Here is a 13,846-nt window from a genome sequence, read left to right as displayed (position 1 = left end):
TCGAGTGAGGAGTGTGATGCCGGTATGACGAAGATTGCTTTCATTGGTGCAGGCAGCTTGGTATTTACCAAAAATCTGGTTCGCGATTTGCTGACGTTTCCCGCTTTTGAGGCTTGCACGATCGCTCTGATGGATATTTCGGAAGAACGGCTGGCCTATGCCAAGACAGCTGTAGATAACATCATCGCCGCGGGAGGATATCAGGCTACCGTGCAGGCGACGACCGACCGGGCGGAGGCGCTGACGGGAGCGGACGGCGTCGTCTGCACGATCCTCGTGGGCGACTTGGAAGTCTGGCGCACGGATATCGAAATCCCCAAAGCGTACGGCGTCGATATCAATATCGGCGATACCCGGGGACCGGCGGGCATATTCCGGTTTCTGCGCACCGTGCCCGTCATGCTGGAGCTTTGCCGGGACATCGAACGCTATTGTCCTGAGGCGATATTCCTGAACTATTCCAACCCGATGGCCATGCTCGTCAGAGCGATGCAAAGTCAGAGCAGCGTTCAGGTCACGGGCTTGTGCCACAGCGTGCAGGGAACCGCTGCGATGCTGGCCGGCTGGATCGGTGCGCCGATGGAGGAGATTACTTATCGCTGTGCGGGCATCAATCATCAAGCGTTTTATTTGGATTACAAATGGAAAGGGCAGGATGCCTATCCGCTAATTCGGGAAGCGGTGATGAGCCGGCCGGAAATTTACAACGAGGAGCAGGTTCGCAACGAGATGTTCCTGCACTTGGACTACTATGTGACCGAATCCAGCGGTCATAACTCCGAGTATAACGCGTGGTTCCGCAAGCGGCCGGATTTGATCGAGAAATACTGTACCCACGGCACGGGCTGGAATCCGGGACACTATGGCGAAATTATCCATTATGCCGAGAAGCTGCGGGGGAATTGGCATAAGCAGATGGAGACGTGGCGCGATAGCCCCGTCGATCTGAGGCGCGGCGAGGAATATGCCTCTTACATCTTCAATGCGACCATTGGAGACGGTACGCTCTTCGAGTTCAACGGCAATGTGCGGAATATGGGCTACATCGATAATTTGCCTCGCGGCTGCTGTGTGGAGGTGCCGGTGTTGGCATCCAAAGGGCGGCTGAGCCCGATTCACGTCGGCCCGCTTCCGGATCATCTGGCGATTCTCGTGAACACAAGCGCCCGCTGCGAGGAACTGGCCGTGCGAGGGGCGCTTACCGGGGATCCGCGGGACATTTTCCACGCGGTCTGCTTTGATCCGCTAACGTCAGCGGTGTTAAGCTTGGCCGAGATTAAAGAGATGGTCGACCGCATGTTCGAGGCGAACCAGGCTTGGCTGCCTCAGTTCCGGCACACACAGTAGTGAAGTGGTGAGGGGGGACCTCTGTCGAGCGAACGGTTGCCCGGAGAAAGCTGTGCGATAATCGGATGGTCCCTGATTTCCCGTTGAATGCCGTGCTCCTTCAGGACGGTTTGGCCGATAAGCGCTATGCCCCCCATCCAGGTGATCCTGGTTGGCCGTCAGGGCTGGATTAACTGGAATTTCTCCTTCTATTTCTTCCTAATGATGCTCATACCGGCGTGATAACTGGAAAATATCGTGTTATTTTGATAGAAAATGCCGTATTTTCCCCATCAACCGCCATTTTAGCTGGAGATATTCCTGTTATTCTTCTCGGCCGGCCATTTGGGCATTGAATTAACGGGAGTTTTTCCAGTTATCGCAGACAAATGGGCGCAAGTGGGTTGGACTGGGAGGAAACGCAGTGAGGGTGAGCGGGAATGAGGATTATGATGGTGAATGAAGTCAAATGATCGAGAGCGGGTGCAAGCGGAAGGCAGGTGCAAGTGGTTAGGATCAGGAGACAGGCAGCGGAATCGCTGAATAAATAACATATAGCTCAACCCTCGCTCCCTTGAGGTTGGGCTTTTTGCTATAAGCTCCATAAAAAAAAGCGCTTCCATTGTAGATTTAGTACACTTGTAAGCGCAACCAAATTTGATATGATTAACTTGTGATACATTCTGTTACGAACAGAAGACATGCAGGGTCATCACTCAAACATGCAAAGGGAGGATTCGTAAAAATGAAAAAAACATTTTTAAGCGTCGCTGCCATGATGCTCACGGTGTCAGTCGTCTTCATGGGCTGCTCCAGCCGGCCAAGCTCCGGGACATCGACCGACAGTCCGGCGGCGACTACGAAACCGACAACGACGACGGCAGCCAGTACCCCAGATGCCAAACCGAGCGGGGATAAAATCAAGCTGACGGTTTACAGCACGATCTCCGAGCTGCCCAATCAGGAAATGATGAAGGGGATTGCAGCCGATTTCACGAAGGAGAACCCGAACATCGCTGTTGAATTCCAATTTCCCGGCGCAGAATACGAGAATATCCTAAAGGTCAAAATGGCGGCAAACGATTTGCCGGACGTCTTCGATACGCATGGTTGGGCGATTATCCGATATGGCAAGTACTTGGCCGATTTGCGCAATGAGCCATGGGCTAAGGATATGACCGACACGATCAAGCCCGTCGTCACCGACAAAGACGGCAAGGTCGAAGCGCTTGTCATGAGCGAAGCCAAAGACGGCATTTCCTACAATGCCGAGATTCTTGAGAAATACAGCATTACTCCGCCCAAAACGTTCGACGAACTGATGGCGGCAGCCGAGAAAATCAAGACATCCAGCAATGGCGCCGTCACGCCTTTCTTCATGTCAGGTGTGGATAACGGAATGATCGGCGGCTTCTCCGATCTGTACGCCACCTCGATGTTCATCTCGCCGGCGACGAACGATGCCAAAACGCTGCTTGACGGGACCTTCGATTGGAACAAATGGACGCCGCTTGCTCAGAAACTCCAGGATATGAACAAGAAGGGGTATATCAACAAGGATGTGCTGACCGCCAAATACAGCGACATGCCGCAGCTGTTTGCGCAGGGCAAAGTGGCTTTCGTATTCGGGGCGCCTTCCTTCGCGGACGAAGTGTACAAATACAATAAAAATGCGAAAATCGGTATAGCTCCGCTGACCTCCATGGTCGATGGCGACAGCCAATCCTTCTCCGGCGGCGAGCGCTACACGATGGGCGCCTGGAAGGACGGCAAGCATTTGGCCGAATCCAAGAAGCTGATCGCTTTCTTCGCCAAGCCGGAGAACATGTCCAAAATCGCCAACGCCACCAAGCTTCCGGCCGGACTGAAGAACATCGAATCCAAGCATGAATTCTCCGAGTACTACAAACAATTCGAGAATATTCGCGTATTCCCTTATTTCGACCGGGTCTACCTACCGAACGGCATGTGGGACGTCATGTGCAAAACAGGCGTCGCCCTGCTCGCCGGAACCGTTACGCCTCAGCAATTCTCCGATAAAATGAAATCCGAATACTTGCGTCTGCGCAATCAGTAATAGCTGACAGAAGGAGGGTGACAGCTGCCCTCCTTTCTCTCTTTTATATGAAGGAGGAAGGTGATCTTATGGCTGAATCAAGGACCGCACTTGTACAGACCGGTACCCGGAAGAAATCGGAAACGGCTTGGAACCGCCTCGTGCGCAGCGGAGCTCTGCTGAATTTGCTCTACATTCCGGCGCTGATCTTGTTTATTATTTTCATTTTCTATCCGTTTTTCAAAGGGGTCAAAATTTCGTTTACGAACTGGGATGGCTACAATCAGGATTACAAATGGATCGGCTTCACCAACTACAAGCGCATGTTCACGGATCCGGAAATTATTAAGGTCATCGGCAATACGGCCATATACGGTATCGGCAGCGCTGTGTTTCAGAACGTTATCGGGCTGCTGTACGCTTTATTTTTGAATATGAACATTCGAACCCGAGGACTTGTCCGCACGGTCATTTATTTGCCGGTTATCATCTCGTCCTTAATTATGGGATATATCTGGTACTTCTTCTTCCAGTTTCAGGGCGGAGCCATCAATGACATTATTTTGTTGTTCCACAACGAGCCGTCGAACTTGCTGGGGGATCCCAAGCTCAACGTGTGGATTATTACATTTGTGAATACGTACCAGTATTTGGGGATTGCGATGGTACTCTATTTGGCCGGCCTGCAATCCATCCCCCGGGACTACTATGAGGCTGCGACGATTGACGGAGCGGGCCCCCTGCAGCGATTCGCTCATGTGACATGGCCGCTGATTGCGCCTGCTTTTACCGTCTCCATGGTATTGAATCTGATCGGCGGTCTCAAGCTGTTCGACGTCATCGTCGCGTTGACGAACAGCGGTCCGGGTTATGCATCGGCTTCATTATCTTCGATTATGTATCTGCTTTACTTCGGGCGTGAGGATGCCGGTTATGCGGCGACGATCGGGATCTTGATGTTCATCATGATTTCCATCGTCAGCATTTCAGCGCTGTTGTTTCTCAGGAAGAGGGAGGTTAACGCATGAAAAACAAACGGAAAAGCCTGTTAACGTTCGTCTCCCTCCTCATCTGCTTGATTCATATTTTACCGTTCTATATTTTGATTACGACCTCGCTCAAAGCATTCGACGACCTAAGCTCCAAATGGATGTTTCCCGGTTACTTGTATCTCGACAATTTCCGGGATGCTTGGAAGGAGGCGCATTTGGCGGAGGCATTCCGGAGCAACTTCATCGTAACCGTCATCTCCATCGTGCTGATCGTCATCGTCGGCGCCATTGCGGCTTATCCGCTTGCCCGGCGCCAAACGAGCTGGAACAAGTTCATCTATGCCGTTTTCGTTTCGGCGTTAATCGTTCCCCCATTGACTATTTTGGTTCCCTTGTATAAATTTATGGTAGATATTGGCGGCATGAATCAATACTGGGGCATTATTTTATTGTTCATTACGTTCAATCTGCCAATGACTATTTTCTTGTACACCGGCTTCATCTCCACCATACCGCGGGATTTGGACGAAGCGGCGATGATGGACGGGGCAGGGCGCTTTCAGCTTTTTTTCACCGTGATCCTGCCGCTGCTTAAGCCTGTCACCGCGACTGTCATTATTTTGTCCGGCGTTGCGGTGTGGAACGACTATCAATTCTCGATTTTCTTCTTGCAGAAGCCGGAAATGAGAACCATTACGGTAGCGCTCTCAACGTTCTTCGGCCAGTATACGAGCAACGTGGGCTGGGTGGCCGCGGGTTCTTTCATGGGCGCGATTCCGATGACGATTGTTTATTTATTTTTGCAGCGCTACTTTGTCTCAGGACTGGCTTCCGGCGCCATCAAAGGATAACGCTAGGAGGATGATACCATCAGACAATCGATTCGATTCCGGTTATCCTTGCTCTTCTTCATCACGATTGTTATTCCGATTGTCGGTATTGTCGTGAAACTGCCTTCTTATTATCTCGATTTGATCAAAGAACAAGAGTCCTCTCTGCTTGAGGGGACTTTAACTGCTCTTACGTTCGATATCCAAACGTACTTGGACGATTTGGAACGAATGACGGTCACCCCTTATTTGAACAATGAAGTCATGCTGGCTTTGAAGCTGAAATCAACCTCACAATGGCAGCTCCTCACCCCCTATGAGCAGTACGAGGCGGAAGAGGTGCTGAATAAGACACTCCCCAACTATTTGAAAAATATGCGCAAAGACATATTGGGAACCATTCTGCTGCCGATGGATGGTTCCGTTTATATTACACCGCCGGGCAGCTACTCGGATCAGGCGGTGAAAGGCTTTCCCTTCGCCAAGCAGGACTGGTATATCAAGGCGGTGCGGGCGGACGGGAATGTGGCGTTCACCGGCGTTCACAAACAGGACTATTTGAATAACGCGGATAGCGAGGTCTTCTCCGTCGCGCGTTTGATCAAGGACCCAGATTCCAGCCGCCCCCTGGGCATTATCATGGCGGATGCGGACACCGACCTCTTGGATCAAATGATGAAAGGCATCCGGCTGAGCAATGACGCGAAGGTGGTCATCCTTGACGATAACCAGCAATTGATCTATGCGAATCATGCGATTTCGACGGACATGCTGCAGCAGCTTGCATTCGGAAGCAAGACCGTCACGGATGCGAAGGAATCGTATTCGGTCGTCCGCGAGCAGATCTCTCGCGCTAACTGGGTGATTGCGATCCTGTCGCCGGAAGCATTCATCCAAGCGCATTTGCAGCGCGTGTATTGGATCGGGTTCGCTTTTGCAGCCAGCGGCCTGTTGATCGCATTGATTTTGTATTTTACCGTGTCGCACTGGATCGTTACGCCCTTCAAGCGGATGATTCAAGTGATGAAGCGCGTGCAGCGCGGGGATATGGATACCCGGTACCGGGTTAAGGGCAACGATGAAATTTCCCAGCTGGGCGTCAATCTGAATACGATGATCTCTAAGCTCGGGGAGCTGATCGACCGGGAATACAAAGCCGTGCTGGGCAAGCGGAACGCGGAATACCGGGCCTTGCAGTCGCAGATTCAGCCGCACTTTCTGTACAATACCTTGAACGGCTTCATCGGTCTCAACCGGACGGGGCAGAGCATGCAGTTGGAGCGGGCGATTCTCTCGCTGAGCGGAATGCTGCGTTACACCCTGGAGCATAACGATTGGGCGCAGCTGCAGGAGGAAATCGATTTTATTAACAAGTACTGCGGACTGCAGCAGGTTCGTTTCGCGGACAAAATTCAGGTGCACCTGTCCTGCGATCCGGATGCGCTGACCATCATGATCCCGAAGCTGCTGCTGCAGCCGATCATCGAGAATGCGATCATTCACGGAATTGAGCCTTGCGATCACAGCTGCGAGCTGCACATGGAGATCCGTCTTCAACCTATGGACGGCGGGGAAGACGAAGAGTTATCCATTCTTATCCGCGATAATGGGGTAGGGTACGATGTGAGCGAGGTGCAGGAGGGCCTTGGGATCCGGAATGTGAGAGAGCGGCTGCAGCTGTCCTTCGAGGGGGCATCGATGGCTGTCCGGAGCGCCAAGGATGAAGGGACGAGCGTTCAGATCCTAATACCTGTAAAGGATGTGAGACGAGGATGAAATTGATCATAGCGGACGATGAGAATTTGATTCGGGCGAGCATTCGCAGTATGGTGCAGGATGTGGAATCCTCCTGGCAAATTGTCGGCGAGGGAGCCAATGGGGAGGAACTCCTCGAATTGGTCAAAGAACATAAGCCGACCGCAGCGATCATTGATATCCGAATGCCCCGGATGAACGGGCTGGAGGCTATGCGTCTGGGCAAAATCATCTCCCCGTACACGAAATGGATCATTCTGAGCGGATTTTCCGACTTTGCTTACGCACAGGAAGCACTGCAGTTGGGAGCTTCCGATTATTTGCTGAAGCCCTTGAATCCTTCGGATCTGGAGCGGGCGCTGACGAACACGGCCAAACATAATCAGGAATTCATTCAAATGCATAATCAGCAATTCGAAAACAATTTATTCGCTCTATGCAACGGCTTGACAAGTTTACGATATGAGGAGCTGGATAGCGTCTATGTGCAGGGGTGGTTCATCGGGGCCGTCTGCATGTTCGACACAACGCTGACCGGGAAGTCCTTGTCGGACATGACATGCGCCTTCTATGACGATCTCCGTGCGCGGATGGCGGGCAGCCTCGTCTATGGGATCAATTATGCCATTGTGTCGCTGCCTGACGGCGAATGCGCAGCCATCGGGTCATGGGATCCGGCCAAAGGCGCGGACAGCGGAGAACCGGTGAAGCAATTTTTTGAGGAGCTGGCCGGGATTGCTCAACAGCACCGGCGGGAAGACTGGGCAGTAACCGTGATGCAAACGAACGAGTGCCGGGGATTCGATCAACTGAATGCGCAGCTGGGACAGCTTGGCGAGTGGAGCTGCCTGCGGGCGGTGAGGGGCATCGGGCGCCGGATCGGGTACGGGGAGCTGGAGGCGGAGGCCGGCGTTGCGGACAACGTGAGAATCAGCCAGCTCCTCTGCGCGATGAAGCAGCATCTGCATTTCAGAGCTTACTTGCATTACCAAACGGCGGTGAACGAGCTGGAGGGCGTGCTGCAAACGGGCAAGAGAGGAGCTGGAGGCGAGCTTGTGAAGGAAGCCGTTCAGCTGTTTATCCGCCAGGCGCTGGGAGTGGGGAATTCCCAGGCCGGGCCGCTGCCAGAGAGCGAACTGATTAGGGAGCTTCGCCTGATGGGCGAGAGCAAGCTCCGGGAGAACAAGACAAGGGAGCCGGTTGCGGCCGACCTCATCGATCAGGTCATCCGCTATCTGGAGCAGCATTACATGGATGATATCGGTATCGGCTCGATCGCCCAGCAGCTCAATGTCTCGGCCAACTATTTAAGCATGCTGTTCAACAAAAAAACAGGCACCCCGTTCGTCAAATATTTAACGAACATCCGCATGCTGAAGGCGAAGGAGCTGCTCCTCAATACGAATTTGCAAGTGAAGCAAATCGCCGAGAAGGTCGGCTACTACAGCACGCGGCATTTTACCAAATTGTTCGTGGAGAACTGCTCCAGCTATCCGTCCGATTACCGCAAAAGCCATGCCTAATCAAATGATTTGTGAGAATTTGCGGTACTGCTGCGCCGACATGCCTTCCCACTTCTTGAACACGCGGCTGAAGTAGTGGAAGTCGTCATAGCCGATTTCCATCGCGATTCGTTCGATTTTATCATCGGTTTCCCGAAGCAGTCTCTTTGCCTGTTGGTGCCGGACCGATTGCAGGTACTTATTAGGGCTCATGCCCAGCATATCCTTAAAAAGCTTACTCATATAGTCTTCATGAACATTGATGAAAGCGGCCATTTCACCATTGGTCCACTTTTTTCGGTAACTCGTTTGGAGTTCATGGGCTAGATGCAGTAAGCTTTCTTCGTATTTGGGGTGGAGCGTGCGGTTCGTTTCGGCTTGATGCCGAATGAGCAGGGTGAGCATTTGCAGCATGAGCCCTTTGCACACCATTTCATAGCCCTGCCGTTGCTCGGTCATTTCGTGGATGGTTGCTTCCATAAGCGAAACAATGCTAGGAGGCAGCATGACGGCATAGTGCTCTGGGAACAAGGCTGTGCCGTCGACGTACGGCATTGCGCAGAAACAGTCCGGGTGGAGGTTGCTCTCATCGACGACAATATCGTTCTGCTTCAACCGCAGGTCGCTGAAGAAATCGAAATGAATGCCCAGCAGATGTGCGTGCGGCGCCGATAACACCTCGATGCTGTGAAAGATACCCGCAGGCAGGAACAACAAGTGCCCCGCGGGGACCGGTATCGTCGTCCCCATCAGTGTTGCCCGGAGTTCGCCTTGGATCACGTAGAGGAACTGAAAATCATAAATGCGCCGCGCCCATTTGAACTGCGGCGTTCTCTGATGCAATTGCGCCCAATGGACGCTTGGCGCTAGTTCGCGAAAAGCCGTATGCCGAATCGGAGATGTAACGGTCATGGTCATCACCATCCAACGGGTAGACTAAGTCAGCTTCATTTCCATTTTATCACAGGATGCGGTCGGCTTTTGTAGAAGTTTGGCATAACTTTTTTGGTTCTTTTATGGGATGACAGGGTAATTTAAGGGAGAACTCCAACAACAGGTGGTGGGATCATGCTGTCAGCCTTGAAACGCTTTTTGATCGGTCAGCCATTGAAGTCAGCCGAGCTGGGAGAGCAGAAGCTGAATAAAACCAAAGCGCTAGCGATACTGTCTTCCGATGCGCTCTCTTCCGTCGCCTACGGACCCGAACAAATTTTGATTGTCCTGATTACGGTCGGCGCTGCGGCGCTCTGGTACTCGGTACCGATCGGTGTAGGCGTATTGATTCTGTTATTAGCTTTAATTTTGTCTTATCGGCAAATCATTTACTCCTATCCTCATGGCGGCGGCGCCTATGTCGTATCTAAGCAAAACCTGGGCGTCAATGCCGGGTTGTTGGCAGGGGGCTCTCTGCTCGTGGACTATATCCTCACGGTTGCGGTCAGCATCTCGGCGGGCACCGACGCGATTACGTCGGCCTTTCCAAGTTTGCACCCGTACAATGTGGACATTGCAACCCTGCTCGTGATCGGCATCACCATCCTAAACCTCAGAGGTATTACGGAATCCGCATCGATTCTGGCGTATCCGGTCTATTTATTTATTTTGGCGCTGTTTATTTTGATCGGTGTCGGTCTATATAAATTGTCGACCGGCTCGATCTCGCCGGAGGTGCCTGTAACTATGGGGACGCCTGTGGCCGGGATTACGCTGTTCCTGCTGCTGAAGGCTTTCGCTTCCGGCAGCTCCGCTCTAACCGGTGTGGAGGCGATCTCGAACGCGATCCCGAATTTCAAGGACCCCGGTCCGCGCAACGCCTCCAAAACCTTGGCGGCCATGGGGCTGCTGCTTGCCATCTTGTTCGCCGGCATCGTATATTTGGCGTTTGCCTACGGCATTGCGCCGAAAGCGGAGGAAACCGTTGTCTCCCAGATTGCCTCCAAGACGTTCGGCCGGAATTTCATGTATTACTTCATTCAGGGCACGACGGCCATGATTCTGGTCCTTGCCGCGAATACGGGGTATTCGGCCTTTCCGCTGCTCGCCGTTAACTTGGCCAAGGATAAATATATCGCCAGAATGTTCACCATTCGCGGCGATCGGTTGGGTTATTCGAACGGCATTATTTTTCTGGCGATCACCTCGATCATTCTGATTATTGCGTTCAAAGGCCGGACGGAGCATCTGATCCCGCTGTATGCGGTGGGCGTGTTCATCCCTTTCACACTGGCCCAAACAGGGATGCTGGTGAAATGGGTGCGCGAGAAGCCGGAGAAATGGATCGTGAAATTGACGATCAATCTGGTCGGCGCACTAATCAGCTTCACGGTTATGCTTATCTTCTTCATTACGAAGCTCGGGCAGGTCTGGCCGGTCTTCATCTTCCTGCCGCTCATTGTGTACATCTTCCACAGAATCAAGAAGCACTATGAAGCGGTTGGGGAGCAGCTGCGGATCACGACCTGCGAGCCTGCGCTGCCGATCGACGGCAACATTATGGTTGTGCCTGTCGCGGGAATCACGCATGTGGTCGAGAATTCGCTCAACTATGCCAAATCCTTGCTGCCGCCGCAGCAGATTATTGCAGTGTATGTGGCTTTCGACCGGGAGACGGAGAAGCAGTTCGAGGAGAAATGGTTGAAGTGGCAGCCGGAGATCCGCTTGGTGACGCTGCATTCGCACTACCGCAGCATCATCCAGCCGTTGACGAAGTTTATTGACACCGTTGAGCATAAAGCGATGGAGTCGAACTATCGGGTGACGGTGCTGATCCCGCAGTTCATCCCGAAGAAGAATTGGCATAACATTCTTCACAACCAATCCAGCCTGCTGATTCGGGCGTTTCTGCTGTATCGGAAGGATCTGATTGTGACGACGGTGCCGTATCATTTGAAAAAATAGCCCGCGCTCGGGCTGCGCGCGCAAGAGGCGCAGGCGGCGAGCAGATGGGCGCACGTACGGCGTCTAACGGACACCACGGCCGTTAATGCCGCGAAAAACGGCGCGAAATGCGATCTAACGGACACCACAGCTCTTATTTGCTGAATTTCTGGCGAAATTCGCCGGAAATGAGCAAATAGCGGCTCTGGTGTCCGTTAGATTTTCAAAGCGGCGGAAACGGCCGGAATAGGGTCCGCTGTGTCCGTTAGCCAGGCGGGGACGCGGGGCCTCATCTTAATAGTTAGCTGGTAAAAGAGCGCAGCAAAGTGTCTTCATCCACTCGAAGCAGAGTGGGGGAGGCGCTTTTTTGCATGTCCAGAACATTTTTATACTTTTTTTATACGGCGGCGGGGATTCTTTACCCCCTTTTTATAGGAATCGGACTTACAATGAGTCAGGAAAGGAAGCGATGAACGTTTATGCGGCACCGACCAAAGCTGGGAAGAAATTCATAAGTGAAGTTTCTCCTGTCCTCCCTGGGTGCAAGTAAGAACAGAGATTTCGGCTGATGCTGAAGGAGGTGCGACGTTGCGATGTACAACGATGTCACGATGATTTTATTAATGGCATTAACGTTTCTGGGATTTTGGGGATTTTTCAAATACTGTGACAAAGCGTAAGCACCGCAAAGGAGGCGTTATAGGTGATCGTTATGGGTGTAGTTGCCGTCGCCGTCATGATCTATCTGGGCTTTGTCTTGGTGAAGCCGGAGAAGTTTTAGAGCTTGGATAAGCAGGGGGAGAACCTACTATGGGTATGGGATTGTTGCAAGTTGTCATAACACTCGGGATCGTCATGATCTTGGTGAAGCCGATGGGCAGTTACTTGGTAAAAGTATTTGGACGGGAGAAGACCGCTCTTGACCGTCTGTTTGGCCCGATTGAACGAATCGGTTACCGGCTGGCCGGCGTTCGGGAAGATGAGGCGATGGGCTGGAAGAAGTATGTAGGAGCCGTACTGTTAGTCAATTTTGTGATGCTCGTTGCCGTCTATGCGGTATTCCGGCTTCAAAAGTACCTGCCGCTGAACCCGGACGGCATTGATAATATGCCGCCGGCTCTTGCTTTTAATACGGCTGTTTCTTTTATTACGAATACGAACTGGCAGGCCTACAGCGGTGAAAACACACTTAGCTATTTCTCACAAATGGTGGCGATCACGTTCCCGATGTTTACGTCGGCGGCAACCGGCTTTGCCGTAGCAATAGCCTTCATTCGCGGTCTCGTAGGCCGTCAGGACGATCTAGGCAATTTCTATGTAGATATGACGAGGGCGATCACTCGCGTCTTTTTGCCGCTCAGCTTCATCGTTGCCTTAGTGCTTGTGTTCCAAGGTATTCCGCAGACGCTGCAAGGAGCGGTGCAGGCTACGACGCTGGAAGGCGCCCAGCAGACGATTACGCGCGGTCTCGTTGCCTCGCTGGAATCGATCAAGCACATCGGGACGAACGGTGGTGGTTGGTTCGGAACGAATGCTGCGCATCCTTATGAGAATCCGACCCCGGTAACGAACCTGATCCACATTGTCTGCATGCTGCTGCTGCCTACATCGCTGGTGTATGCCTTCGGTCTCATGATTAAGAATAAGAAACAGGGCTGGACGCTGTTTGCAGCGATGGGCATCATTTTCCTGGTGATGCTGACAACGGTGTTTTATGCGGAGTACAAAGGCATTGCCGCCATTGACGCTATGGGCGTACACGGGAATATGGAAGGCAAGGAAGTTCGTTTCGGCCTGTCCCAGACGGCGCTGTTCGCCGCTGTAACGACGGCAGCTACGACGGGGAGCGTCAATGCGATGCACGAATCGCTCACTCCGCTCGGCAGTATTGCGCCTTTTGCCGAAATGATGCTGAATAACGTGTTTGGCGGCAAGGGCGTCGGGCTATTGAACGGCCTGCTGTATGTGATATTATCCGTCTTCATCTGCGGATTGATGGTTGGCCGGACACCGGAGTTTCTGGGCAAGAAGATCGAGGGCAAAGAAATCAAGCTGGCGGCCATCGCGATTCTGATCCATCCGCTCATTATATTGGCTCCGACTGCATGGGCGCTGTCCCGGCCGGAATCGGTGCATTCGATCGCTAACCAGGGGCTGCACGGATTGGGCGAAGTGCTCTACGCTTTTACGTCCGGCGCGGCGAATAACGGCTCTGCCTTTGGCGGTCTGACAGCGAATACGAATTTTTACAACTTGGGGATCGGGATGGTCATGCTGTTCGGGCGCTATATGTCCATCATCGTCATGTTAGCTATCGCAGGATCTCTGGCAACGAAACGGATTGTTCCGGTTACGACAGGAACCCTTCGTACGAACACGCCTTTATTTATGGGGATTATGATCATGATTATTTTAGTTATCGGTGCTCTAACGTTCTTCCCGGCGCTGGCACTTGGGCCGATCGCTGAACATCTGGCGGCGCGCTAAGGATAGACGGGATAGAGAGGG

The 13,846-nt window shown here is 52.5% G+C and carries 10 protein-coding genes; 9 read left to right on the top strand and 1 reads right to left on the bottom strand.

What is annotated here, in order from left to right:
- The first annotated feature begins 24 nt into the window (after window positions 1–24).
- The 6 genes from melA (at window position 25) to PUT07_RS08160 (ending at window position 8,482) form a co-directional block, all read left to right on the top strand.
- Window positions 25–1,347 (top strand): alpha-galactosidase, encoded by a 1,323-nt coding sequence (gene melA / locus PUT07_RS08185; RefSeq protein ID WP_274467367.1) that lies wholly within the window; start codon window positions 25–27, stop codon window positions 1,345–1,347.
- A gap of 724 nt (window positions 1,348–2,071) precedes the next feature.
- A complete protein-coding gene (locus PUT07_RS08180; protein WP_274467366.1) occupies window positions 2,072–3,403 on the top strand; it encodes an ABC transporter substrate-binding protein in 1,332 nt (443 codons plus the stop codon).
- Window positions 3,404–3,471: 68 nt separating this feature from the next.
- Window positions 3,472–4,410, top strand: coding sequence for a carbohydrate ABC transporter permease (locus PUT07_RS08175; protein ID WP_274467364.1), 939 nt, complete (start codon window positions 3,472–3,474; stop codon window positions 4,408–4,410).
- A complete protein-coding gene (locus PUT07_RS08170) occupies window positions 4,407–5,225 on the top strand; it encodes a carbohydrate ABC transporter permease (RefSeq protein WP_274467363.1) in 819 nt (272 codons plus the stop codon). Before PUT07_RS08175 ends, PUT07_RS08170 begins: the two co-directional genes overlap by 4 nt.
- 48 nt (window positions 5,226–5,273) lie before the next feature.
- Entirely contained in the window at window positions 5,274–6,980 is a 1,707-nt protein-coding gene (locus tag PUT07_RS08165; RefSeq protein ID WP_274467361.1) for a cache domain-containing sensor histidine kinase, read from the top strand.
- Window positions 6,977–8,482: a response regulator transcription factor gene (locus tag PUT07_RS08160; RefSeq protein WP_274467360.1), complete on the top strand. Its 1,506-nt coding sequence runs from the start codon at window positions 6,977–6,979 to the stop codon at window positions 8,480–8,482. Before PUT07_RS08165 ends, PUT07_RS08160 begins: the two co-directional genes overlap by 4 nt.
- Here PUT07_RS08160 and PUT07_RS08155 read toward each other — a convergent pair whose 3' ends face one another.
- Window positions 8,483–9,373, bottom strand: a complete 891-nt coding sequence (locus tag PUT07_RS08155) for a helix-turn-helix transcriptional regulator (protein ID WP_274467357.1) — start codon at window positions 9,371–9,373, stop codon at window positions 8,483–8,485.
- Window positions 9,374–9,529: 156 nt separating this feature from the next.
- Between PUT07_RS08155 and PUT07_RS08150 the strand changes: the two genes are divergently transcribed.
- The 3 genes from PUT07_RS08150 (at window position 9,530) to kdpA (ending at window position 13,825) form a co-directional block, all read left to right on the top strand.
- Window positions 9,530–11,359 (top strand): APC family permease, encoded by a 1,830-nt coding sequence (locus PUT07_RS08150; protein WP_274467356.1) that lies wholly within the window; start codon window positions 9,530–9,532, stop codon window positions 11,357–11,359.
- A 691-nt stretch (window positions 11,360–12,050) separates the two neighbouring features.
- Complete coding sequence (locus PUT07_RS35585) at window positions 12,051–12,119, top strand: potassium-transporting ATPase subunit F (protein WP_379239640.1); 69 nt, start codon at window positions 12,051–12,053, stop codon at window positions 12,117–12,119.
- Window positions 12,120–12,154: 35 nt separating this feature from the next.
- On the top strand, window positions 12,155–13,825 hold the full coding sequence (kdpA, locus tag PUT07_RS08145; RefSeq protein WP_274467509.1) for a potassium-transporting ATPase subunit KdpA: 1,671 nt from the start codon (window positions 12,155–12,157) through the stop codon (window positions 13,823–13,825).
- Window positions 13,826–13,846 lie beyond the last annotated feature (21 nt).

Origin of the sequence: Paenibacillus sp. MAHUQ-63 (assembly GCF_028765165.1) — a bacterium.
In the GTDB taxonomy this organism is placed as follows: Bacteria; Bacillota; Bacilli; order Paenibacillales; family NBRC-103111; genus Paenibacillus_E.
This window is presented reverse-complemented; position numbering and strand designations above follow the sequence as displayed.